Below are 22,988 nucleotides of genomic sequence, written 5' to 3' on the forward strand. Positions count from 1 at the left end.
GGGGAGGCGCCTCAGAAGAGGACGCTGGCGTAGCAGCCGACCTCGGTGAAGCCGACCCGCCGGTACACCGCCCGGGCGGGGGCGTTGTAGTCGTTGACGTACAGGCTGACCACCGGCGCGATCGCCGTCCGGGCGTACTCGACGACGGCGGCCATGCCGGCGGCGCCGAGGCCCCGGCCGCGCAGCGCCGGGGCGACCCACACGCCCTGCACCTGGCAGGCCGCGCGCGACACCGCGCCGATCTCGGCCTTGAACAGCACCTGGCCGTCCTCGATCCAGGCCAGCGACTGGCCCGCGCGCACGAGGTCCTCGACGCGGGCCCGGTAGCCGGCACCGCCGTCGATCCGCAGCGGGCTGACGCCGACCTCCTCGGTGAACATGGCGACCGCGGCGGGCAGCAGGACGTCGACCTCGGCGGGCCGCACCGGGCGCACCCGCGGCTCGGGCGCCACCGCCGGCGGGCCCTCGACGGCCATGAGCGGCTGCCGGGGCCGGTGGTCGCGCGCCGGGCCCCACGAGGGCTCGAGCAGCTCCCACAGCGGCTCGACCGCGGCGGCGGGCCCGACGATGGTCGAGCAGCGCCGGCCACCCCGGCGGGCGCGCTCGGCGAAGGCGGCGGCCGCGGCCCGCTCGGCGCCGGGGACGGCGAACGGGATGAGGTTGGCGCCGGCCAGGCAGACCGCGTCGAGGGAGCGGCCGCCGCCGATCCCCCACAGCGGGGCGCCCAGCGCCGCCGGCGCGGTCCCGGCGACCTCCACCCGCCCGGCGATCACGCAGGCGCCGACCGGGTCGAGCGCCAGGAGCCGGCGGACGGCCGGCTCGTCGGTCTCGTCGAGGACGCGGGCGGTCGGCGAGCGGAGCACGGGGACGGGCGGGTCAGCTGACGGTGACGACGGGCGGGCCGGACGCGACGCCGCCGTTGAGCTGCTCGCCGGCGAGAGGCATCCCCTCCGCGATCTTCAGAGCCTCCTCGATGAGGGTCTCCACGATCTGCGACTCGGGGACGGTCTTGACCACCTCGCCCTTGACGAAGATCTGGCCCTTGCCGTTGCCCGAGGCCACACCGAGGTCGGCCTCGCGGGCCTCGCCGGGACCGTTGACGACGCAGCCCATGACCGCCACGCGCAGCGGGACCTCCATGCCCTCCAGGCCGGCGGTGACCTCGTCGGCCAGCTTGTAGACGTCGACCTGCGCACGCCCGCACGACGGGCAGCTGACGATCTCCAGGCCGCGCTGGCGCAGGTTGAGCGACTCGAGGATCTGGTTGCCGACCTTGACCTCCTCGGCCGGCGGGGCCGAGAGCGAGACGCGGATCGTGTCGCCGATGCCCTGGGACAGCAGCGCGCCGAAGGCGACGGCGGACTTGATGGTGCCCTGGAACGCGGGGCCGGCCTCGGTGACGCCGAGGTGCAGCGGGTAGTCGCACTGGGCGGCCAGCAGCTCGTAGGCGCGCACCATGACGACCGGGTCGTTGTGCTTCACCGAGATCTTGATGTCGCGGAAGTCGTGCTCCTCGAACAGCGAGCACTCCCACAGCGCCGACTCCACCAGCGCCTCGGGCGTGGCCTTGCCGTACTTGGCGAGCAGCCGCTTGTCCAGCGACCCGGCGTTGACGCCGATGCGGATCGGGATGCCGGCGCCCTTGGCCGCCCGGGCGATCTCGCCGACCTTGTCGTCGAACTTCTTGATGTTGCCGGGGTTGACCCGGACCGCGGCGCAGCCGGCGTCGATCGCGGCGAAGACGTAGCGCGGCTGGAAGTGGATGTCGGCGATCACCGGGATCTGCGACTTCCGCGCGATGACCGGCAGCGCCTCGGCGTCGTCGGTGTCGGGGACGGCGACCCGCACGATCTGACAGCCCGACGCGGTCAGCTCGGCGATCTGCTGCAGCGTCGCGTTGACGTCGGCGGTCTTGGTCGTCGTCATCGACTGCACGCTGACCGGGAAGTCGCTGCCGACGCCGACGTCGCCGACCATGAGCTGGCGGGTCTTGCGGCGCGGGGCGAGGACGGGTGGGGGCAGCGCGGGCATGCCGAGACCGACGGAGGTGGCCATGCGCCCGAGTATCCCCGTTCCGGCGGGGTCGGCGCCGTCGGCTACTGCAGTGTGATCGGGTTGACCACGTCGGCGACCAGCAGCAACCCCGACAGCGCGATGAACAGGCCCGCCACGACGTAGGCGACCGGCATGAGCCGGGCGATGTCGAACGGGCCGGGGTCGGGGCGGCCGCGCCAGCGGGCGACCACCGAGCGGGCCTTCTCGTACAGCGCGCCGGCCACGTGCCCACCGTCGAGGGGGTAGATCGGCAGCAGGTTGAACAGGAACAGCACCAGGTTGACGCTGGCCAGCAGGCTGAGGAAGAAGCTCAGCTTCTCCGCGCCGCTGAACTCCTGGATGGCGAAGACCTCGCCGGAGATGCGGCCCACGCCGACGACGCCGATCGGGCCGTTGGCGTCGCGCTCCTCGCCGAGGAAGGCCGCGCGGAACAGCTGCGGGATGCGCTCGGGGATCTCGACCAGCCGCTGCACCGACTGCGAGACGACCATCCCGAAGTAGCCGGGCAGGGCCGACGGGGACTGGCGGGCGAAGCCGAACACCGGGCCGACGCCGAGGTAGCCGGCGGTCATCGTGCCCTCGCCGTCGTCGGTGGGGACGACGTTCTCGATCGGCGTGACGGTGAGCTCGCGGCGCTGCCCGTCGCGCTCGACGGTGAGCTCGAGCGGCTCGTCGGCCGACCCGCGGATGGCCTGCTGCACCGTGGTCCAGCTGTCGTAGGCCGTGGGGTCGAGCGACTGCCCGTCGACGGCCACGATGGTGTCGCCGGGGCGCAGTCCGGCCTCGGCGGCGGGGCTGGCCACGGGGGCCGCGCAGCCGGGGGTGCCCTGCTCGCAGACCTGGCCGGCGTCGGCGCCGGTGGCGACGATCGGGATGGAGCAGACGTCGCGGTCCTGCTCCTCGGCGAGCTGGATGCTCTCCGCGCCGGCCGGGACCACGCAGGCGGGCACGGCGTCGACCTGGGTGGTGATGACGTTGGTGCCGATGGCGGTCAGCGTGACGGCGAAGAAGACGAGCGCCAGCACCAGGTTGTGGAACGGCCCGGCGAACATCACGACCACCCGCTGCCACCAGGGCTTCTTGTAGAAGACCCGGTCGCCGTCGCTGGGCAGCACGTCGTCGAGGGCCTGGCCGCGGACCTCGGCGATGAAGGTGCGCATGCGGGTGGCCCGCTTGCTCTCGTTCTCCTCGGCCGGCGGGATCATGCCGACGATGCGGATGTAGCCGCCCAGCGGGATGGCCTTGACGCCGTACTCGGTCTCGCCCCGCGTCCGGGAGAACAGCGTGGGACCGAAGCCGACCATGAACTGCGGCACCCGCATGCCGAACTTCCGGGCCCAGAAGAAGTGACCGAACTCGTGGAAGCCGATCGAGAACAGCAGCCCGACGAAGAAGGCGGCGATCCCGAGGACGGTCAGGAGCGTGCTCAGCTCGGTCCTCCGGCCAGGGCGGCGCGGGCGTGCTGCCGGGCCCAGCGCTCAGCGGCCAGCACGTCGTCCACGCAGGTGGGTGCGCCGAGGTCCGGCGCGTCGTCGAGGGTACGCGCGACCAGTCCGACGACGTCCGGGAAACGCAGCCGGCCGGCGAGGAAGGCCGCGACCGCCTCCTCGTTGGCCGCGTTGTACAGCGCCGGGACGACGCCGCCGGCCTCCCCCGCCGCGCGGGCCAGCCGGACGGCGGGGAACGCGTCGGCGTCCAGCGGCGCGAACTCCCAGGTGCTCGCCGTCGACCAGTCCAGCGCCGGCTGCACGTGCGGCAGCCGGTCGGGCCAGGCCAGGGCGAGGGCGATCGGCAGCCGCATGTCCGGCGGGCTCGCCTGGGCGATGGTCGCGCCGTCGGTGAAGGTGACCATCGAGTGCACGATCGACTGCGGGTGCACGACGACGTCGATGTCGGCGTAGGGGACGCCGAAGAGCAGGTGCGCCTCGATGAGCTCCAGGCCCTTGTTGACCAGGGTCGCGGAGTTGATCGTCACCACCGGACCCATGTCCCAGGTGGGGTGGGCGAGCGCCTGCGCAGGGGTGACGTCGGCGAGCTCGGCGGCGGCGCGCCCGCGGAACGGGCCGCCGCTGGCGGTGAGCACCAGCCGGGCCACCTCGCCGCGCGCGCCGCCGCGCAGGCACTGGGCCAGCGCGGAGTGCTCGGAGTCGACCGGCACCAGCTGACCGGGCCCGGCCGCGGCGAGGACGAGGTCCCCGCCGGCCACCAGCGACTCCTTGTTGGCCAGGGCCACGGTGTTGCCCGCCCGCAGCGCCGACAGCGTGGGCCCGAGCCCGATGGAGCCGGTGATGCCGTTGAGGACGACGTCGGTCCGGCGGGCGGCGAGCTCCTCGGCCGCCCGGGGGCCGGCGAGGATCTCCGGCAGCGCGTACTCGCCCCGGGCCCACCCGCGCCGGGACGCGGCGGCGTAGAAGGCCAGCTGCAGGTCCTGGGCCGCCGTCGCCCGGGCCACCGCCACCGTGCGGACGCCGAGGGTGAGGGCCTGGTCGGCCAGCCGGGCGACGTCGCCACCGCCCGCGGCCAGCGCGGTGACCCGCAGCCGGTCGGGGTTCTGTCCCGCGACCGCGACCGCCTGCCGGCCGATGGAGCCGGTGGAGCCCAGCAGGGTCACCTCGCGCGGCTCGCTCATGCCGCGATCCTCCCAACCGGCCGGCCCCGGACCCCACCCGCCCCGCGCGTCACTCCTGACCCAGGTGATCATCGAGCTTCAGTGGAACGGAACCGTGCCGATGTGGATCTCGACGGCTCGGGTCTCCGGGCCACGGACGCCCTGGAGGGCCCATGTCACGCGTGTCCCCGCTCCGCCTGTCCACCACCGCCGGTCTCGCCCTGGGCGTCGCTGCCACGGGTCTGGTGCTCGCACCGAACGCGCTCGCCGGGGACACCCTCCCGACGCCCACGGTCGCCGACCCGGTCGTCGAGATCGGCGAGGGGATCGTCCTCTCCGGCACCGGGTGCTTCGCCCCCGAGGGGGCCACGCACCCGGCGGACGTCTACTACGCCGGCGAGACCAGCTGGCTCGAGGGGTCGGCCCAGGCGCGGCCCGACGGCACCTGGACCCTCCTGGTCAGCATGTACGTCGAGATGGACCCGGGTACCTACGTGATCCCGGTCAACTGCGACTACTACACCGCGGGCGGGGAGTACCCGCCGGTCACCGTCACGGTCGTCCCGGCCGGCTGGGTCCCGCCGGCGGCCGCGCCCACCCCCGGCACGGGAGCGGTCACCAGCACACCGACCGCCACACCGACCGGCTCCCCGACCGGCTCCGCCGGCGTGACCACCCCCGCCACCGGGACCGTCCGGGGCGCCGCGCACAACACCCCCGGGGTCAGCAGCCCCGACACCGGCGCCTCCACCGGCGACCGCTCGGCGCCCGGCGCGCGGGTGGTCAAGGTGCTGCGCGGGTTCCAGCCGTTCGAGGAGGTGACCGTCACCCTGCACTCGGACCCCTGGACCGCCGGGGTCTTCCGCGCCGACGCCCAGGGCGTCGTGACCGTCTCCTTCACCGTCCCGGCGGGGACCCCGCACGCGGACCACACCCTGGTCTACGAGGGCGACGGGGGCACCTACTTCCAGGAGACCCTCACCGTCGGCGCGCCGACGGCCGGCACCGACCCGGCGAGCCTGGCCTACACCGGCGCCGGCGTCGCCCTCCCGCTCGGCCTCGGCGCCGGCACCCTGGCCCTGGGCGGCGGCCTGGTCCTCCTCGCCCGCAGGCGCTCGGCCGGGGCGGCGGAGGCCCCGCAGGCCTGACGGTGAGCGCACCGCACGGCACCGACGCCGGCCAGGGATCCCCTGGCCGGCGTCGGTCGTCACCCGGCAGAGCCAGGTGGCCGTGGGTCGTCCTGGTGGCGCTGCTCGCGCTGCCGGCCGCCGCCCTGACGGACGCCGCGGTGCTGGCCGCCCGCCTCGACGGGGTCGCCGTCGACCTCGCCGCCGACGACTCCGACGGCCGCACGTGGGTGCTCGTGGGCCTGGACTCCCGTGCCGCGCTCCCCGCCGGTGCCGACCCGCGGCACTTCGGCACCCCGGAGGCCGTGCCGGGCGACCGGGCCGACGTCGTCGTGGTCGTCCACCAGACCGACGCCGGGACGTCCGTGCTGTCGGTCCCCCGCGACCTGCTGGTCCCGACCGGGAACCGGGTGGGCCGGCTGGGCCTCACCTGGCTGGACGGTCCCCAGGACACCGTCCGCGCCCTGTGCGGCCTGGGCATCCCCACCGACCACCTCGTCACCGTCGACCTGGCCGGCTTCGCCGCGGTCGTCGACGCCTCCGGCGGTCTGCAGGTCGACGTCCCCCAGCCGGTGCGCGACCAGCCGGCCGGCCTGCTGCTGCCCCGCGCCGGCCCCCAACGCGTGGACGGCGCGACCGCGCTGGCCCTGGTCCGGTCCCGCCACCCCGAGCACCTCGTCGACGGCACGTGGGTGCCCGCGGTCGTCGACCCCGACGGCCGGGCCGACGCGGCGGGTGCCGTCCTGTCGGCGCTGTCGGACCAGGTGCGGGGCTCGGTCCCGCGCCCGTGGCGGCTGCACGCGGTCGCGTGGGCGGCCTCCGGCGCCGTCTCGGTCGACCCCGGCACCTCGGTGACCGACCTGCTGGACCTGGGCCGGGCCGACCTCGGGCCGGTCACCGTCCTCCCGGCCGGCGAGCCGCGGGGTCCGGCCGCGACCCGGCGGCCCACGGCGGACACCGCCGCCGCCGTCGCCGCGGCCGGGCTCTCCTGCCGGCGCTGACGACCCGCCGCCACCTCGTCCGGTGGGCGGCGGCCGCGGCTGGCAGGATGGGAGCGTGAGCGATCAGCACGGCCCCGGGGTCCGCCAGCACGACCCGCTGACCACGCGCGTCAACCAGCCCAACCGCGAGGAGGGCGTGGTCCGCGCGGGCGAGCACCCCGTCGAGCACGAGCGTCCCGAGGACTGGGGCTGGCACGGCCACGCCGGCAGGTGGGGGCAGGTCGCCGGCTGGCTCGGGGTGCTGTCGCTGCTCGCCTACCTGTGGGGCAACCACGAGGGCCGGATGGAGGACCTCTGGCTCGTCGGCATCGCCGGCCTGATGGTCGTGATGCTGCTGTGGGACCTGCGCCGCAAGCGGACCGCCTGGCGCCCCTGACGCTCCCCCGCCCCGACACGACGACCCGGCTCCCGCACCGCGCGGGGCCGGGTCGTGGCGTGTGGGGAGGGCGTCCGCGGGTGCCGGCGCCTCAGGTCGCCGTGACGCCGATCGCCGTGCCGACGAGGTAGGTGGCGCCCGCCGCGATCGCGCCGAAGAGCAGCTGGCGCAGCCCCGCGTACCACCACGGCCGCGGCGTGAACCGCGACGACAGCGCGCCCGCGGCCACCAGGCCCAGGCCGCCGCACAGCAGCGCCACCCACAGCAGCGAGAGCCCGAACAGGTAGGGCAGCAGCGGCAGCGCCGCGCCCAGCGCGAAGGTCAGGAACGACGAGAGCGCCGCCGTCCGCGGCGAGGGCTTGTCCTCCGGGGACAGGCCGAGCTCCGCGACGACGTGCAGCCGCAGCGCGACCTCCGGGTCACGGGAGAGCTGCCTGGCGACCTCGCGCGCCAGCCGGTCCTCGACGCCGCGGACGCGCAGCATCCCCACCAGCTCGGCGAGCTCCTCCTCGGGGTGGCGGGCGAGCTCGCGCCGCTCCTTGGCCACCTCGAGGTCGAGCTGCTCGTTCTGCGTCTTCACCGAGGTGTACTCGCCCAGCGCCATCGACACGGCGCCCGCGACCAGCCCGGCGACGCCGGTGAGCACGATCGCGCGAGGCGCCGCTCCCCCGCCGCCGACGCCGGCCACCAGCGCGGTGTTGGTGACCAGCCCGTCCATCGCCCCGAAGACGGCGGCCCGCAGCCACCCGCCCGAGACGTCGGCGTGGTGGTGCTCGTGCTCCGCGACCGGCCCGTCGTGCGCCTGCTCGTCGGTGCCCGACGTCACGCGTCGGCCTCGGCGCCCAGCGGCACGGGGGCCTCGAGCGTCGGGGTGGCCGTCGTGGGGGTGGGCGTCGTGGGGGTGGGCGTCGTGGGGGTGGGCGTCGTGGGGGTGGGCGTGGCCACGGCGGGGACGCCGACGTCGTCCCCCAGGTCGGCGGCGGCGAGCTGGCCGCAGGCGCCGTCGATGTCCTGGCCGCGGGTGTCGCGGACCGTCGTCGCCACCCCGTGGGCGCGCAGCCGGGCGACGAACTCCCGCTGCGCGGGCAGCGGGCTGGCGTCCCACGGGCTGCCCGGGGTGGGGTTCAGCGGGATCAGGTTCACGTGGGCCAGCTTCCCGGCCAGCAGCCGGCCCAGCAGGTCGGCCCGCTCGGGCTGGTCGTTGACGTCGCGGATGAGCGCGTACTCGACCGAGTAGCGGCGGCCGGTGCGGGCGGCGTAGGCGTCGGCGGCCTCGACGACCTCGGTCACCTTGTAGCGGGTGTTGATCGGCACGAGGGTGTCGCGCAGCTCGTCGTCGGGGGCGTGCAGGCTCACCGCGAGGGTGACCGCCATGCCCTCCTCGGTGAGCTTCCGGATGCCGGGCACCAGGCCGACGGTGGAGACGGTGACCGCGCGCTGCGACAGGCCCAGGCCCCACGGCGCCGGGGCGAGCAGCGCGCGCAGTGTCTGGCGCACCCGCGGGTAGTTGGCCAGCGGCTCGCCCATGCCCATGAAGACGACGTTGGACAGCCGGCCCGGGCCGCCGGGGACCTCGCCGCTCGCCATGGCCGCGGCCGCCGCGACGGCCTGGCCGACGATCTCGGCGGTCGACAGGTTGCGGGTCAGGCCGTTCTGGCCGGTGGCGCAGAAGGGGCAGGCCATGCCGCAGCCGGCCTGGCTGGAGATGCAGACCGTGGCGCGGTCGGGATAGCGCATGAGCACGCTCTCGACCAGGGCGCCGTCGTGCAGCCGCCACAGCGTCTTGCGGGTGCGGCCGCCGTCGGCGCTCAGCGTGCGCACCGGGGTGAGCAGGCCGGGCAGCAGCGCGCCGGTGAGCGCCCCGCGGGCCGCGGCCGGCAGGTCGGTCATGTCCGCCGGGTCGGTGACCCCGCGGAAGTAGTGCCGCGCCAGCTGGTCGGCGCGGAAGGCCGGCTGACCGAGCTCGGACACGGCGGCGCGCGCCTCCTCGCGGGTCAGGTCGGCGAGGTGGCGCGGCGGCTTGCCGCGGCGCGGGGCGTCGAGGACCAGGGGCAGGGCAGTCATGGCCTCCCCATCGTCCCACCCCCCGGCGCGTCGCGGGCCCCGTCGCGGGTGAGCTGGCTCGCTCAGGGCGACGGCGCGGCGGGGTCGGGCGTGCCGGTGTCCGCGGGTGGCGTCCCGGTCGGGTCCGTCTCGTCCGGGGGCTCGGGAAGCGGGGCGGGGTCCTCGACCGGCACCTCGACGGGGTCGTCGGCAGGCGGGTCGAGGGGCGGGTCCAGGGGCGGGACGGGCGGCTCGACGGGGTCCGGCACGGGTGCCTCCCACGGGGCCTGCGGCTCCGGCTCCTCCGCCGGCGGGGCCGCGTCCGGCGGTCCCCCGGCCGGGAGCCCGCCGCCCTCGGGTACCGCGGGAGGCGCCTCGACGGTGGGAACAGCCGGGACGGTGGGGACGGCGGGCGGGGGTGCGGCCGGGGGTGGTGGGACGACCGCGGGTGGCGCCGCGGCGGGGGCCGGCGAGCCCGCCCGGAGCCGCGCGCTGCGGACCGCCGCCGGCGCCGGATCGCTGCCGTCGGCCCGCTCCGGGGTGGCCGGCACCGGGATGCTGCTGGTCGGGGCGAGCGGCACGGCGTCGGCCGCCCCGGAGGGCCCCGCCGGAGGCGCGACCCGCACCGGGGCGGGCGCCGGCTCCGGCGACACCTGCACGGCCGCGGTCGGGACCGGACCGGAGGCCGAGGTCGCCAGCGCCGCCGCGCCCGCGATGCCGCCGGTGGCCAGCAGGACGAGCGCACCGACGATCCCCGCCCGGCGCCGGGGGCGGGGCCGCGGGCCGACGACGACCAGCCGGTCCCCGGCCGCGACGGCGCCGAGCGGCTCGGGGTCGTCGGTCCCGTCCTCGTCCTGGTCGCCCGGCGCCGCGGGGACGGCGGGCTCGGGGGCGACGTCCTCGACCGCGACGTCCTCGACCGCGACGTCCTCGACCGCGACGTCCTCGACCGCGACGTCCTCGGCCGTGGGGTCCTCGAACGGAACCGGCCCGGCGACAGCGGGCTCCGCGACAGGGGGGTCGACCGTGACGGGCTCCGCGGCGACGGGCTCGTCGACCACCTGCCCGGGCGCGTCCGCGGGAGCGCCGTCCTCCGCGTCGTCCTCCGCGGGCTCGTCCGCGCCGTCCTCCGCGGGCTCGTCCGCAGGGTCGTCCACGGCGTCCACGGCGTCCACGGCGTCGCGCGCGGGGTCCTCGGTGGGGAGGTCGCCGCCGGCGGGCGCCTCGGCCGCACTCACCCAGTCGGGCAGCCAGTCGGCCCACTCCTCGTCGGGTGACACGGGTCCGTCCGTGCCGGGCGCCCGGCCGTCCGTTCCCTCGTCGTCCTGGTGCGCCGCCATCCCACCTTCCAATCACCGATAGTCGTCGGAGAGTCACGCTCGGTCGAGACATGGTGCCGGACGGACCCGCCGGACCACCGGAGGCGCGACGGCGGCCCACTAGCGTCGGCCGGGTGACCGAGGCGGAGACCGGGGGCGCCCCGCTGGACACGGTGGGCGTGGGTCCGTGGCAGGGGGCGTGGCCCGACGACCCGCGCTACGACCCGGACCTGCTCGCGCACGGCGACCGGCGGAACGTCGTCGACAGGTACCGCTACTGGAGCGTCGAGGCGATCGTCGCCGACCTCGACCCGCGCCGGCACGCCTTCCACGTCGCCATCGAGAACTGGCGGCACGACCTCAACATCGGCACGGTCGTGCGCACCGCGAACGCCTTCCTCGCCGCGGAGGTGCACGTCGTCGGCCGCAAGCGGTGGAACCGCCGCGGCGCGATGGTCACCGACCGGTACCTGCACGTGCGCCACCACCCCGACGCCGCGGCCCTCGGCGCCTGGGCGCGCGAGGCGGGGCTGCCGGTGCTCGCGGTCGACAACCTCCCCGGCGCCCGGCCCATCGAGACCGCGCAGCTGCCGCGGGCGTGCCTGCTCCTCCTCGGTCAGGAGGGCACCGGGCTCTCCACGCAGGCGCGGGAGGTCGCCGACGACGTCCTGTCCATCGCCCAGTTCGGCTCCACCCGCTCGATCAACGCCGGCGTCGCCGCGGGCATCGCCATGCACGCGTGGATCCGCCGGCACGCGGAGGCCCGGTGACACCGGACGACGACGTCGCCGCCGCGCGCGCCGGGGACGAGGCGGCGTTCACCCGCCTGGCCCAGCGGCACCGCCGGGAGCTCGCCGCGCACTGCTACCGGATGCTGGGCTCGCCCCACGACGCCGAGGACGCCCTGCAGGAGACGCTGCTGGCCGCCTGGCGCGGGCTGCCGGGCTTCGAGGGGCGCAGCTCGCTGCGCACCTGGCTGTACCGCGTGGCGACGTCGGTCTGCCTGCGGCAGGCGCGGCGGCGGCCCCGGCTGCTGTCACCGGACGCGGGTCCGCCACGCTCGGACGTCACCGACCTCGGCGAGCCGGTGCCGGGGCCGGTGTGGCTCGAACCGCTGCCCGAGGACCTCGCGGACGACCGCACCGACGACCTCGACCCGGCGACCGCCTACCTCCGCCGGGAGAGTGTCGAGCTGGCCTACGTGGCCGCGCTGCAGCACCTGCCGGCGACCCAGCGCGCCGTGCTGCTGCTGCGGGAGGTCCTCGGCTACAGCGCGGCGGAGACCGCGGCGCTGCTCGGGACCACGCCCGCCTCGGTCAACAGCGCGCTGCAGCGGGCCCGCGGCGGCCTCGCCGAGCGGCTGCCCGCCCGCAGCCAGCAGGCCGAGCTGGCCCGGCTCGGCGGTGCGGGCCGGGCCGCGCTGGTCGAGCGGTTCGTGGCCGCCTGGGAGTCCGCCGACGTCGACGCGCTGCTGGGGCTGCTCACCGACGACGTCCGGTTCACCATGCCGCCGCTGCCGGCCTGGTTCGCCGGGCGGCACGACGTCGGCCGCTTCCTCGCCCAGCGGGTGTTCGCCACCCCGTGGCGGCTGCGGCCGGCGACGGTCAACGCCTCGGCCGGCCTGCTCTGCGAGCAGCACGCCGACGGCGCCTGGCGCCCCGGGTCGGTGATCGTGCTCGGGCTGCGCGAGGGCCGGGTCGGCTGGATCGCCGGCTTCGTCGACCCGGCGCTGCACGCGCTCTTCGTGACCGGATCCGCCGGCGACCGATGAACCGGCGTGTTCCCGTGTCTCTGCACGGGTGACGGATCCCCCTTCCGCTAGGAGACCTCCCGTGAGCTCTGTCGTCGTCAGCACCCTCGTGTCCCTGGACGGGTACGTCGCCGGCCCCGGCGGCGACATCTCCCGCCTGCCGATGGACGGCTGGTTCGACGCCCTCAACCTGGAGCGGCTGCGCGCCGCCGGCACCCTGCTGCTGGGTGCCACGACCTACCGCCAGATGGCGGCCTACTGGCCGGCCGTCGCCGCGGACCCGACGGTCTCCCCCGCGGTGCAGCTCGACCCGTCGGTCGCCGACCTGCACCGCGAGACGGCACAGCGCAACGCCGAGCTGCCGAAGGTGGTCGTCTCCGACTCCCTGACCCCGGCCGACACCGGGCCCTGGGCCGGCACGACGACGATCGTCCGCCGGGCCGACGCCCGTGCAGCCGTGACCGCGCTGCGGGAACGGGCGGGCGCGGACGTCCTCGTCTTCGGCAGCCGGACGCTGTGGGGCGACCTGCTGGCCGCCGGGCTGGTCGACGAGCTCGTCCTCCTGGTCGGCCCCGCCCTGCTGGGCGCCGGCCTGCGCGCCTTCCCGGACGGGATCCCGGCGCACCTGCGGCTGCGCGACACGTCCCGGCGCCCGGGCTCCGACAGCGTCCTGCTGTCCTACACCGTGGCCACCCGGTCGAGCTGACAGCCGGTCGTGCGTGCGCCAGGCTCGGGCGGGTGAGCCGACTCGACGACGTCGACCTGTCCGCCCGGCTGCCCAAGAAGGAGGCCAGGGAACAGCTGGCCGCCGCCCAGCAGCGGCTGGTGCACCTGCGGCTGTTCCTCGGCGGGCAGCTCGGCGGGCCGATCGGGCCACCCGTGTGCGTGCTGTTCGAGGGCTGGGACGCCTCCGGCAAGGGCGGTGCCATCAAGCGGCTGGTCGACGAGCTCGACCCGCGGCACGTGCGGGTGGCCCAGTTCGCCGCGCCGACCCCGGACGAGAAGCGGCACCACTTCCTGTGGCGCTTCTGGCCGGTGCTGCCCGGCTGGGGCGGCATGGCCGTCCTCGACCGCACCTGGTACGGCCGGGTGCTGGTCGAGCGCGTGGAGGGCTTCGCCACGGAGGAGGCGTGGCAGCGGGCCTACGGCGAGATCGTCGACCTGGAGACCACGCTGGCCGCCGAGGGCACCGTGCTGGTGAAGTTCTGGCTGCACGTCTCGCCCGAGGAGCAGCTGCGCCGCTTCGAGTCGCGCGCCGCCGACCCCTACCGCGCCTGGAAGCTCACCGACGAGGACTGGCGCAACCGGGACAAGCGGGCGGCCTACGAGGACGCCGTCGAGGAGATGCTCGCGCGCACCGACCACGCCGGCGGGCGCTGGACCGTCGTCCCCGGGGACGACAAGCGGTACGCGCGGGTGGCCGTCGTCCGCACCGTGTGCGAGGCGATCGAGTCGGCGCTGGCCGCCCGCGGGATCGACCCCGACGCGCTGCCCGGGTGAGCGTGCTCGTCCACCTCTGCGAGCCGGCCACCTGGCGGGCGGCGCTGGCCGTGGGCGCGCTGCACCCCGACGGGCCCTTCGTCCACCTCTCGCGGCCGGAGCAGGTGCACCTGCCGGCCGCCCGCCTGTTCCCCGCCCGGCGCGACCTGGTGCTGCTCGTCGTCGACCCGGCCCGGCTGGCCGACCCCGTGGTCGAGGAACCCGGGGTCCCCGGTGACCCCGACGGCATGCGCTTCCCGCACCTGTACGGGCCGCTGCCGGCGGCCGCGGTGGTCGCCGTCGTCCCGTACCGGCCGCCCGTGCCGCTGGCCCTGCCCGCGCCGGAGGACGCCCTCGGGCGGGCGCTGGCCCTCGGGCTGTCGGTGCGCACCCGCCGCGCCGCCGAGGTGCGCGACGTGCCCGGCGGCGTCGCGGTGCTCGACCCCCGCTTCCCGTACTCCCGCGACGACAACCGGCTGGTGGTCGTCGCGCCGGTCGACGCCGACACCGTCGAGCGGGCCGCCACCGCCACCGGCCTGCCGCACCCCGCGGCCACGCTGACCTGGCCCGGTGCCGGGGGCGTCGCCGCCGGGCTGGCCCGGCGCGGGTGGCAGGCCGAGGAGCTGCTGGTCATGGCCCGCCCGCCGACGCCGGCGCTGCCCGGGGCGCAGCGGGCCGAGGTGGTCGACCAGCGCGAGGTGCACCCGTTCTGGGAGGCCGGGTGGCGGCGGGGCCTGGCCGGGACGCCGGACCTCGACGAGGTGGTGGCGCAGCTGGTCGGCCGCGAGCACCGCACCGACCGGGTCGTCGCCGTCACCGACGTGGCGGTGCGGGAGGCCGGCCGGGTGGTGGCCTCCGGGCAGCTGCGGGTGGACGGCGCGACGGCGGCGATCGAGGCGGTGGGCACCGCCCCCGGGGCGCGGGGCCGCGGGTACGGCGACGCCGTCCTCGCCCGGCTGCTGGAGCGGGCCGCCGACGCCGGCTGTGACCTGGTCGTGCTGGAGGCCGACGCCGCCGACTGGCCGCGGCACTGGTACGCCCGGCGGGGCTTCGCCGTCGTCGGCTCGACGTGGGAGGTGACCGCCGCGGACGCTCAGGCGGGGGCGACCCAGGACAGCAGCAGGTAGGCGACCGCGGCGGAGGGCAGCAGGCTGTCGAGGCGGTCCATGATCCCGCCGTGGCCGGGCAGCAGGGTGCCCATGTCCTTGATGCCCAGGTCCCGCTTGACCAGGGACTCCCCCAGATCGCCCGCGGTGGCGCTGACGGCGAGTGCGGCGCCGAAGAGCACCCCGCCCCACCACGGCCCGCCGAGGCCGAGGGTGACGAACGGGGTGGCGACCGCGACGCAGGCCACCAGCGACCCCGCCATGCCCTCCCACGACTTCTTCGGGCTCACCGTGGGCGCCATCGGGTGGCGGCCGAACAGCACGCCGGCGGTGTAGCCGCCGACGTCGTTGCCGACCACCGTCGCGATGAACAGCAGCACCCGCACCGCCCCGTCGTCGGGGACCAGGAGCAGCACGGCGAAACCGGCCAGCAGCGGGACGTACAGGGCGACGAAGACCCCGGCCGAGGCGTCGCGCAGGTAGCCCTCCGGCCCGTCGCCGAGCCGCCACAGCAGGACGGCGACGGCGGTGAACAGGAACGCGGTCACCAGCCCGTCGGGACCGCGGGTCCAGGCCAGTCCCAGCATGGCGACGGTGCCGACGACGAGCGGGACGAGCGGGGCCCGCGCTCCCCCCGCCTCCAGCGCCCGCACCAGCTCGACGACGCCGACCAGGATCGCCGCGCCCACGACCAGCAGGAACGCCGGGCGGTAGACCAGCAGCGAGGCGATGATGACCGCGCCCAGCCCGAGGCCGACACCGATGGCGGCGACCAGGTCGCGGCCGGCGCGGCTGCTCTTCGGCGGGACGAGGTCGGGCTCGGGATCGGGCGGCGCGGCCAGGGTCGACCCGGTCGGGACAGGGGTGCCGCCGGCCGGCACGGCCATCTCCTGGGTGCCCGGCGCCGGCACCCCGCCCCCGGGTGCCGGCGGGCGGGGCGCGGCGACGGGCGCCGCAGCCGTCAGCGGGCCGGTCGGCGGCGACGCCGGCCGCACCGGACCGGGCGGCGGGGGCGGCGGCAACGGACGCCGCACGACCGGGATCGGCCCGGTGTCGGCGTCCCGGGACGGGCCGGCCCCGGCGGCGTCGGGACGGGAGGTCATGGGGAGGACCGGGAGAGCGGCTCAGACCTCGAGCAGCTCGCCCTCCTTGTTCTTGACCGCGTCGTCGATGGCCGAGACGTGCTGGGCGGTGAGGTCGTCGAGCTCCTTCTCCGCGCGGCGCACGTCGTCCTCGCCGGCCTCGCCGTCCTTGGCGATGCGGTCGAGCTCCTCCTTGGCCCGGCGGCGCACGTTGCGGATGGCGACCTTGGCGTCCTCGCCCTTGCTGCGCGCCATCTTCACCAGGTCGCGGCGGCGCTCCTCGGTCAGCTGCGGGAAGACCACGCGGATGATCTGGCCGTCGTTGGTCGGGTTGACGCCGAGGTCGCTGTCGCGGATGGCCCGCTCGATCGCCTGCAGCTGGCTGTTGTCGTAGGGCTTGATGACCGCCATCCGCGCCTCGGGCACGGTGATCGAGGACATCTGCGGCACCGGCGTGGGGGCGCCGTAGTAGTCGACCAGGATCTTGTTGAACATCGAGGGGGCGGCGCGACCGGTGCGCACCGAGCCGAGGTCCTCCCGAGCGACCGACAGGGCCTTGTCCATCCGCTCCTCGGCGTCGAGCAGGGTGTCGTCGATCACGGGTCTCTCCTCCTGCGGCGGGTTCGTCCCCGCCGTCGTCCTGCGGTGCGGTGTCCTCGTGCGGGCGCGCTCAGCTGATCAGCGTCCCGATCCTCTCACCCGCCGCGGCGCGGGCGATGTTGCCGTCGCGCAGCAGGTTGAACACCACGATCGGCATCCGGTTGTCCATGCACAGGCTGATGGCCGTGGCGTCGGCGACCTTGAGCTGGTCGGCGAGCACCGTGGCGTACTCGAGGTCGTCGTACATGGTGGCGCCCGGGTTGGTGCGCGGGTCGTCGTCGTAGACGCCGTCGACGCCGTTCTTGGCCATCAGCAGCACCTGGCAGCCGATCTCCAGGGCGCGCTGGGCGGCGACGGTGTCGGTGGAGAAGTAGGGCATGCCGGCGCCGGCGCCGAAGATGACCAGCCGGCCCTTCTCCATGTGCCGCACGGCCTTGCGCGGGATGTAGGGCTCGGCGACCTGGCCCATGGTGATCGCGGTCTGCACCCGGGTCTCCAGGCCCACCTGCTCGCAGAAGGCCTGCAGGGCGAGGGCGTTCATGACCGTGCCGAGCATGCCCATGTAGTCGGCGTGCCGGCGGTCCATCCCGGCCTCGGCCAGCTCGGCACCGCGGAAGAAGTTGCCCCCGCCGACGACGACGGCGACCTGGGTGCCGCCGTGCACGACCGAGGCGAGCTGCTCGGCGATGCTGTGCACGATGCCGCCGTCGACGCCGACGCTGCCGCCGCCGAAGGCCTCACCGGAGAGCTTGAGCAGCACCCGCTGGTATCCCGCGCCGTCGGCGGGCTGGAAGGCGGTGGGGGCCGAGAGCGGCGGGTGCTGGGTCGTCTGCGGCGCGGCGGTGTCGGTCAACTGCTCATCCCTCGCTCGACGTCGTTGGGCGTGATCCTGCCAAACGGTGCGCCGGGCGCCAGCCGGGCCCGGACGTGCCACCGGCCCCGTCCCGGATCGGGACGGGGCCGGCGGTGCGGTACCGGGTTACGCCTGGCCGACCTCGAAGCGGGCGAACCGCTGCACGGTCAGGCCGGCCTCGTCGACGATCTGCTTCACCGTGCGCTTGGGCTCGGTGATCGACGGCTGCTCGAGCAGGACGAAGTCCTTGTAGTAGGCGTTGACCCGACCCTCGACGATCCTGGTGATCGCCTGCTCGGGCTTGCCCTCCTCCTTGGCGGTCTGCTCGGCCACGCGGCGCTCGGTCTCGACGGCCTCGGCCGGGACCTCGTCGCGGGAGAGGTACCGCGGGCGCGCGGCGGCGATGTGCATCGCCAGCGAGCGCGCGGCCTCCTCGCTGCCGCCCTGGTACTGCACGGCGACGCCGATGGCGGGGGGCAGGTCGGTGGCGCGCTTGTGCAGGTAGACCGCGGTCGGGCCCTCGAAGGTGGCGAAGCGCGAGAGGACGAGCTTCTCGCCGATGCGCGCGGACTCGGCCTCGACCAGCTTGGCGACGGTCTGGCCGTCGACCTCGGTGGCCAGCAGCGCGTCCATGTCGGCCGGCGACTGCTCGAGGACGATCTCGACGAGCCGCTCGGCCAGCGCGACGAAGTCGGCGTTCTTGGCGACGAAGTCGGTCTCGCAGTCGAGCTCGAGCAGCGCGCCGTGCTTGCTGACGACGATGCCGTTGGTCGTGGAGCGCTCGAGGCGCTTGCCGACGTCCTTGGCGCCCTTGATGCGCAGCAGCTCGATGGCCTTGTCGTACTCGCCGTCGGCCTCGGTCAGGGCCTTCTTGGCGTCCATCATGCCGGCGCCGGTGGCGTCGCGCAGGCGCTTGACGTCGGCAGCGGTGAAGGCGGGCATGTCACTTCCTCACGGGTCTGGAGTTGGTGGGTGCGGACGTGCCAGGGCGCCGCCGTCCGGCCCGCGGGCCGGACGGCGGCGCCGGCGCGTCAGCCGTTCTGGGCGCCCTGGGTGCCGGTGGAGGTGTCGCCGGTGGCGGGCACGCCCTCGACCGGGGCGATCTCCTCGGCGGTGACGGCCGGCGGGGCGACGGGCGTCTCCGGCAGCGGGGAGGCGCCGTCGGCCTCGGTGCCGGCACCGCCCGTCAGCAGCTCGCGCTCCCAGTCCGGCAGCGGCTCGTCGCCGCCGATGACCGGGGCGCCGCCGTCCTCGCGGCCGGCGTTGGCCTGCGCGGCCGAGCGGGCCATCAGGCCGTCGGCGACGGCGTCGGCGATCACGCGGGTCAGCACGTTGATGGCGCGGATCGCGTCGTCGTTGCCCGGGATCTTGTAGTCGACCTCGTCGGGGTCGCAGTTGGTGTCGAGGATCGCCACGACCGGGATGCCGAGCTTGCGGGCCTCGCCGACGGCGATGTGCTCCTTCTTGGTGTCGACGATCCAGATGGCGCTGGGCACCTTCTGCATGTCGCGGATGCCGCCGAGGCTGCGCTCGAGCTTGGCCTTCTCGCGGGTCAGGCCGAGCTGCTCCTTCTTCGACAGGCCGGCCATCACGCCGGTCTGCTCCATGTCCTCGAGCTCCTTGAGGCGCTGGAGCCGCTTGTGCACCGTCTGGAAGTTGGTGAGCATGCCGCCGAGCCAGCGCTGGTTGACGTAGGGCATGCCCACGCGCTGCGCCTGCTCGGCGACGACCTCCTGCGCCTGGCGCTTGGTGCCGACGAAGAGGATCGAGCCGCCGTGCGAGACCGTCTGCTTGACGAACTCGTAGGCCGAGTCGATGTACCCGAGCGTCTGCTGCAGGTCGATGATGTAGATGCCGTTGCGCTCGGTGAAGATGAAGCGCTTCATCTTCGGGTTCCAGCGACGGGTCTGGTGCCCGAAGTGGACGCCGCTGTCGAGCAGCTGCTTCATGCTGACGACTGCCATGGCCGCAGCCTTCCTGTCTGCGCGCGACCGCCGGGCGGCCGCGCTCCTCGGTTGTCGCGGGCACCGGGTGGTGTCCCGCCCTGGCGTCCCGCGGCGCCACCGACCCGGTGGAGGACCGGGACCGAGGTGGGGCTGCCCCGCCGGAGCGGCGGGAGGAGGACGCGCGGAGTCGACCCGCCGTGGCGGGTCGCACCGGACAGCATACGCCGAGCACCGATCGGCCCTCCCCCGCCGTCGGCGCCGTCCACAGACCGGCCGCGACCGCCCCGGCGAGCCGGTGCCGCGGCGAGGCTGCCGGAGTGCCCGCGCGCTCCCTGCCCGCCGTCCTGCTGGTCGTCGCCGCGCTCCTGCTCCCGGCGCCCGCGGTCGCCGGGCCGGGGGTCGCCGTCGCGCCCGCCTGGGTGTCCCCGGTGGGCGACCCGCCGGTGGTCACGCGGCCGTTCGTGCCGCCGCCCTCGCCGTACGGCCCCGGGCACCGGGGCGCCGACCTGGCTGGGGCACCCGGGGCGGTGGTGGGCGCCGCCGGGGACGGCGTGGTCGTCTTCGCCGGGATGGTGGCCGGCCGGCCGGTGGTCAGCGTCGACCACGCGGACGGCCTCCGCACGACGTACGAACCGGTCGCGCCGGTCGTGGCCGCCGGCCAGGCGGTGACCCGCGGCGCACCGCTCGGGACCCTGCTCGCCGGGCACGAGGGCTGCCCGGCCGCGGCCTGCCTGCACTGGGGGCTGCGCCGCGGGGAGACCTACCTCGACCCGCTGTCGCTGCTGCGCCCGCCCGAGGTGCGGCTGCTGCCCACCGGGTGAGGCGCGACCAGCAGGAGGTCCACCAGGCCCAGCTCACCGCTCGCCTCGTCCGGCCCGACCCTCCCGGGACCGTCCGGCTTCCCGCCTCCAGCGCCTGGGTGTGGAGCCCGGCCACCCGGCGGCCGTGCCGCCGCCGCACCTCCGGTGCGATCGTCGAGCACCGCGCCGCCAGCCCGACCGCGCGCATCGGCCGAGGAGTGGAGGACCTGGCTGCAGCGCCTCCGCAGCACGACCCCGACCACCAGGCACCGCCGTCGGCGGTCGTGCGCCCCCGCGACGGCCGCCGCGATCCGATCGACACCGCCTCCGGCGACATCCGCCCGGGGCGACCGGTCGGGGGGTGGGCCCGGACGGGACAGCCGCAGGTCCCGCACAGCGCGAGGTCGACCGTGGACGTCGTACCGCCCTGCAGGTGGGGGACTCCGGCGATGACGGAGGCGGCGATGGACGGTCCGCAGGACGTCGTCACGGCCGTGTACCGGAAGGTGCGCGCCGGGGCGCTGGAGGAGGCGCGGGCGCTGTGGAGCGACAGCGGCCGGTGGCACGTGATCGGGAGCCATCCGCCGGCAGGCGACTACAGCGCCGACGAGTACCTCGCATTCATCCAGCGCTTCCTCCACGACCACCCCGACTACCGCGCGGAGTGGCTCGACGTCCGCTCCCACGACGGCACGATCCTGATCGCGAACCTGCACTCGACAGGTGGCCCGGCTCCTGGGACGGCACAGGGTGTCCTCGTGATCCGGGTGACCGGAGGCGAGGTGCAGGAGGGATGGGGCATCCCGGCGGTGCCCGATCGACCCTTCTGACCGCACCCGTGGCCCTGGGTGGGCAGGAGGCCGGTCGCGTGCCCGGGAGGCCGACCGGGGCCCTCGGGGAGCGACGAGTGCTCGACCGTGGCGACGGGTCACACGGTCAGGCGATGTCTGCGAGCTTGGTGCGCAGGTGCAGCACGGCCTTAGTGTGCAGCTGGCAGATCCGGCTCTCGGTGACGCCGAGGACGCGGCCGATGTCGGCCAGCGTCAGGCCCTCGAAGTAGTAGAGGCTGACGACGACCTTCTCCCGCTCGGGCAGCTGCTCGACGGCGCGGGCGAGCATCTGGCGGGCCTCCCCGTGCTCGGCCACGGCCTGCGGGTCGGCGGCGTTGACGTCCTGCAGGGTGTCGACCAGCCGCGGGGCGCCGCCGTCGTCGTCGGTGAGCAGCTCGTCGAGGGCGACCACGTTGACCAGGGACAGCTGGCCGAGGAACTTGCGGACCTCCTCGACGTCCATGTCCATCTCCGCGGCCACCTCCTCCTCGGTGGGGCTGCGCTGCAGCCGGCTCTCGAGGGCGGCGACGGTGCGCTCGAACTGGCGGGCCTTCATCCGCACCGACCGCGGGATCCAGTCGGTGCTGCGGAGCTCGTCGATGATCGCGCCGCGGATGCGGGCCATCGCGTAGCTCTCGAACTTGACCTCGCGCGAGGGCTGGTACCGGGTGATGGCGTCGATGAGCCCGAAGGTGCCGTAGGAGACGAGGTCGGCCTGCTCGACGTGCGCGGGCAGGCCGCTGCCGACCCGGCCGGCGACGTACTTGACCAGCGGTGCGTAGTGCAGGATCAGCCGGTCGCGCAGGGCCGGCGCCCGCTCGGTGACGTACTGCGCCCAGAGCTCGGCGATGGCTGCGTCGGCGTCCTCCTCGGACTCGCCGCCGATCCGGTGGATGGTCGCCTCGGGCACGGTGTGCACTCCCGCTCTCTGGTGGGCTCGGGGTCTCGCGATGGACGCCGGCGCGGCGGCCGGCGGGGTCTGGGTGGGCGGCGTGGTCATGCGCGTGGGTGCGCCTGCGCGTGCACCGCCCGGAGCCGCTCGACCGTCACGTGCGTGTAGATCTGCGTCGTGGCGAGGCTAGCGTGGCCGAGCAGCTCCTGGACCGAGCGCAGGTCGGCGCCGCCCTCGAGCACGTGGGTCGCCGCGGAGTGGCGCAGCCCGTGCGGGCCGACGTCCGGGGCGCCGGGGACGGCCGCGACGGCGGCGTGCACCGTGCGGCGGGCCTCGCGCGCGTCGAGCCGGCGGCCGCGGAGGCCCAGCAGCAGCGCCGGGCCGGACCCGGGGGTGGCCAGGGCCGGGCGGCCGCGCACCAGCCAGGCGTCGAGGGCCTGCTCGGCCGGCGCGCCGTAGGGGACGCTGCGCTCCTTGCGCCCCTTGCCGAGGACGCGCAGCAGCCGCCGGCCGCGGTCGACGTCGTCGACGTCGAGGCCGACGAGCTCGCTGACCCGGATGCCGCTGGCGTAGAGCAGCTCGAGGACGACGGCGTCGCGCAGCCCGACCGGGTCGTCGGCGCCGGCGGTCGACTCGACCACCGCGCGGGCCTGGTCGGGGGCGAGCACGTCGGGCAGCGTGCGGTGGGCCTTGGGGCTGACCAGCCGCAGTCCGACGTCCTCGGACGTGGCGCCCGAGCGGCGCAGCCAGGCGGTGAACGACCGCGCGGCGGCGGCCCGGCGGGCAGTGGTCGCGCGGCCGGCTCCCCGGGCGCGGCCCTGGGCCAGCCAGCTGCGCAGGGCGGCGAGGTCGAGTTCGCCGACGGTGGTGCCGCCGCGGCGGGCGAGGTGGTCGAGCAGCCGGACGGCGTCGGTGACGTACCCGCGGACGGTGTGCTCCGACAGGTCGCGCTCCTCGCGCAGCGCCTGCTCGTAGCCCTCCAGCGCCGCGGCGAGCGCCGGCGGCAGCGCGGCGCGGGCGTCGGCGGTGCGGGCGGTCACCGTCCGACCGTCCGACGGAGTCCTCCGGCGGTCAAGCCGCCGCGCCGTCGCGCCGCCCGCGGCAGGCGTCCCCCGCCACCG

24 protein-coding genes are annotated in these 22,988 nt (G+C 75.9%); 10 read left to right on the forward strand and 14 right to left on the reverse strand.

What is annotated here, in order from left to right; translation table 11 throughout:
* Positions 1 to 11: 11 nt before the first annotated feature.
* From BMZ33_RS03635 to dxr, 4 genes are read right to left on the reverse strand one after another with little or no spacing between them, the layout of a single operon-like run.
* A complete protein-coding gene (locus BMZ33_RS03635) occupies positions 12 to 863 on the reverse strand; it encodes a GNAT family N-acetyltransferase (protein ID WP_091108011.1) in 852 nt (283 codons plus the stop codon).
* A 13-nt stretch (positions 864 to 876) separates the two neighbouring features.
* The gene (gene ispG, locus BMZ33_RS03640) at positions 877 to 2,055 is read right to left on the reverse strand and encodes a flavodoxin-dependent (E)-4-hydroxy-3-methylbut-2-enyl-diphosphate synthase (RefSeq protein ID WP_091108013.1); all 1,179 of its coding nucleotides are present in this window, start codon (positions 2,053 to 2,055) and stop codon (positions 877 to 879) included.
* 41 nt (positions 2,056 to 2,096) lie between these two features.
* Positions 2,097 to 3,530, reverse strand: a complete 1,434-nt coding sequence (locus BMZ33_RS03645) for a site-2 protease family protein (RefSeq protein WP_169064009.1) — start codon at positions 3,528 to 3,530, stop codon at positions 2,097 to 2,099.
* Complete coding sequence (gene dxr, locus BMZ33_RS03650) at positions 3,482 to 4,684, reverse strand: 1-deoxy-D-xylulose-5-phosphate reductoisomerase (protein WP_091108017.1); 1,203 nt, start codon at positions 4,682 to 4,684, stop codon at positions 3,482 to 3,484. The genes BMZ33_RS03645 and dxr overlap by 49 nt, the downstream gene beginning before the upstream one ends.
* A 152-nt stretch (positions 4,685 to 4,836) precedes the next feature.
* Here dxr and BMZ33_RS03655 point away from each other — a divergent pair, with 152 nt between their 5' ends.
* The 3 genes from BMZ33_RS03655 (at position 4,837) to BMZ33_RS03665 (ending at position 7,167) form a co-directional block, all read left to right on the forward strand.
* Positions 4,837 to 5,811 (forward strand): hypothetical protein, encoded by a 975-nt coding sequence (locus tag BMZ33_RS03655; protein ID WP_136697188.1) that lies wholly within the window; start codon positions 4,837 to 4,839, stop codon positions 5,809 to 5,811.
* A gap of 95 nt (positions 5,812 to 5,906) precedes the next feature.
* Positions 5,907 to 6,791 carry an LCP family protein gene (locus tag BMZ33_RS03660; protein ID WP_169063848.1) on the forward strand — a complete coding sequence of 295 codons (885 nt, stop codon included), beginning with the start codon at positions 5,907 to 5,909 and terminating at the stop codon, positions 6,789 to 6,791.
* Positions 6,792 to 6,846: 55 nt separating this feature from the next.
* Positions 6,847 to 7,167 carry a DUF2631 domain-containing protein gene (locus BMZ33_RS03665; protein ID WP_091108023.1) on the forward strand — a complete coding sequence of 107 codons (321 nt, stop codon included), beginning with the start codon at positions 6,847 to 6,849 and terminating at the stop codon, positions 7,165 to 7,167.
* 91 nt (positions 7,168 to 7,258) lie between these two features.
* Here the strand turns inward: BMZ33_RS03665 and BMZ33_RS03670 are convergent, their stop codons facing one another.
* The 3 genes from BMZ33_RS03670 to BMZ33_RS03680 all read right to left on the reverse strand — a co-directional run bounded on the left by BMZ33_RS03670 (position 7,259) and on the right by BMZ33_RS03680 (position 10,490).
* Positions 7,259 to 7,993, reverse strand: coding sequence for a VIT1/CCC1 transporter family protein (locus BMZ33_RS03670; RefSeq protein WP_091108025.1), 735 nt, complete (start codon positions 7,991 to 7,993; stop codon positions 7,259 to 7,261).
* Entirely contained in the window at positions 7,990 to 9,231 is a 1,242-nt protein-coding gene (rlmN, locus tag BMZ33_RS03675) for a dual-specificity RNA methyltransferase RlmN (RefSeq protein ID WP_091108027.1), read from the reverse strand. Before rlmN ends, BMZ33_RS03670 begins: the two co-directional genes overlap by 4 nt.
* A gap of 62 nt (positions 9,232 to 9,293) precedes the next feature.
* Positions 9,294 to 10,490 (reverse strand): hypothetical protein, encoded by a 1,197-nt coding sequence (locus tag BMZ33_RS03680; protein ID WP_136697189.1) that lies wholly within the window; start codon positions 10,488 to 10,490, stop codon positions 9,294 to 9,296.
* 173 nt (positions 10,491 to 10,663) lie between these two features.
* On the opposite strand from BMZ33_RS03680, the gene BMZ33_RS03685 reads away from it, so the two are divergent.
* The 5 genes from BMZ33_RS03685 to BMZ33_RS03705 all read left to right on the forward strand — a co-directional run bounded on the left by BMZ33_RS03685 (position 10,664) and on the right by BMZ33_RS03705 (position 14,885).
* Positions 10,664 to 11,299 carry a TrmH family RNA methyltransferase gene (locus BMZ33_RS03685; RefSeq protein ID WP_169063849.1) on the forward strand — a complete coding sequence of 212 codons (636 nt, stop codon included), beginning with the start codon at positions 10,664 to 10,666 and terminating at the stop codon, positions 11,297 to 11,299.
* Complete coding sequence (locus BMZ33_RS03690; RefSeq protein ID WP_091108033.1) at positions 11,296 to 12,300, forward strand: RNA polymerase subunit sigma-70; 1,005 nt, start codon at positions 11,296 to 11,298, stop codon at positions 12,298 to 12,300. Before BMZ33_RS03685 ends, BMZ33_RS03690 begins: the two co-directional genes overlap by 4 nt.
* A gap of 61 nt (positions 12,301 to 12,361) precedes the next feature.
* On the forward strand, positions 12,362 to 12,985 hold the full coding sequence (locus BMZ33_RS03695) for a dihydrofolate reductase family protein (RefSeq protein ID WP_091108035.1): 624 nt from the start codon (positions 12,362 to 12,364) through the stop codon (positions 12,983 to 12,985).
* A 32-nt stretch (positions 12,986 to 13,017) separates the two neighbouring features.
* Positions 13,018 to 13,779, forward strand: coding sequence for a polyphosphate kinase 2 family protein (locus BMZ33_RS03700; protein WP_091108037.1), 762 nt, complete (start codon positions 13,018 to 13,020; stop codon positions 13,777 to 13,779).
* The gene (locus BMZ33_RS03705) at positions 13,776 to 14,885 is read left to right on the forward strand and encodes a GNAT family N-acetyltransferase (RefSeq protein ID WP_091108039.1); all 1,110 of its coding nucleotides are present in this window, start codon (positions 13,776 to 13,778) and stop codon (positions 14,883 to 14,885) included. The genes BMZ33_RS03700 and BMZ33_RS03705 overlap by 4 nt, the downstream gene beginning before the upstream one ends.
* Here BMZ33_RS03705 and BMZ33_RS03710 read toward each other — a convergent pair.
* The 5 genes from BMZ33_RS03710 to rpsB form a co-directional block, all read right to left on the reverse strand.
* On the reverse strand, positions 14,852 to 15,967 hold the full coding sequence (locus tag BMZ33_RS03710; protein WP_091108041.1) for a phosphatidate cytidylyltransferase: 1,116 nt from the start codon (positions 15,965 to 15,967) through the stop codon (positions 14,852 to 14,854). The genes BMZ33_RS03705 and BMZ33_RS03710 overlap by 34 nt on opposite strands.
* Positions 15,968 to 15,988: 21 nt before the next feature.
* Positions 15,989 to 16,546 carry a ribosome recycling factor gene (gene frr / locus BMZ33_RS03715; RefSeq protein WP_091108043.1) on the reverse strand — a complete coding sequence of 186 codons (558 nt, stop codon included), beginning with the start codon at positions 16,544 to 16,546 and terminating at the stop codon, positions 15,989 to 15,991.
* 70 nt (positions 16,547 to 16,616) lie between these two features.
* Entirely contained in the window at positions 16,617 to 17,399 is a 783-nt protein-coding gene (gene pyrH / locus BMZ33_RS03720) for a UMP kinase (RefSeq protein ID WP_091108045.1), read from the reverse strand.
* Between the two features lie 126 nt (positions 17,400 to 17,525).
* Positions 17,526 to 18,341 carry a translation elongation factor Ts gene (gene tsf / locus BMZ33_RS03725; protein ID WP_091108048.1) on the reverse strand — a complete coding sequence of 272 codons (816 nt, stop codon included), beginning with the start codon at positions 18,339 to 18,341 and terminating at the stop codon, positions 17,526 to 17,528.
* Between the two features lie 89 nt (positions 18,342 to 18,430).
* A complete protein-coding gene (gene rpsB, locus BMZ33_RS03730) occupies positions 18,431 to 19,363 on the reverse strand; it encodes a 30S ribosomal protein S2 (RefSeq protein WP_091108050.1) in 933 nt (310 codons plus the stop codon).
* 299 nt (positions 19,364 to 19,662) lie between these two features.
* Here rpsB and BMZ33_RS03735 point away from each other — a divergent pair, with 299 nt between their 5' ends.
* Together BMZ33_RS03735 and BMZ33_RS22545 are read left to right on the forward strand one after the other, a co-directional pair.
* Positions 19,663 to 20,166 (forward strand): murein hydrolase activator EnvC family protein, encoded by a 504-nt coding sequence (locus BMZ33_RS03735; protein WP_091108052.1) that lies wholly within the window; start codon positions 19,663 to 19,665, stop codon positions 20,164 to 20,166.
* A gap of 443 nt (positions 20,167 to 20,609) precedes the next feature.
* Positions 20,610 to 20,975: a nuclear transport factor 2 family protein gene (locus tag BMZ33_RS22545; protein ID WP_136697190.1), complete on the forward strand. Its 366-nt coding sequence runs from the start codon at positions 20,610 to 20,612 to the stop codon at positions 20,973 to 20,975.
* 106 nt (positions 20,976 to 21,081) lie between these two features.
* On the opposite strand, the gene whiG is transcribed toward BMZ33_RS22545, so the two are convergent.
* Positions 21,082 to 21,885 (reverse strand): RNA polymerase sigma factor WhiG, encoded by an 804-nt coding sequence (whiG, locus tag BMZ33_RS03745; RefSeq protein ID WP_091108841.1) that lies wholly within the window; start codon positions 21,883 to 21,885, stop codon positions 21,082 to 21,084.
* A gap of 86 nt (positions 21,886 to 21,971) precedes the next feature.
* On the reverse strand, positions 21,972 to 22,907 hold the full coding sequence (locus tag BMZ33_RS03750; protein ID WP_091108056.1) for a tyrosine-type recombinase/integrase: 936 nt from the start codon (positions 22,905 to 22,907) through the stop codon (positions 21,972 to 21,974).
* Positions 22,908 to 22,988: the final 81 nt, after the last annotated feature.

The organism is Geodermatophilus dictyosporus (assembly GCF_900115505.1).
Taxonomy (GTDB): Bacteria; Actinomycetota; Actinomycetes; order Mycobacteriales; family Geodermatophilaceae; genus Geodermatophilus; species Geodermatophilus dictyosporus.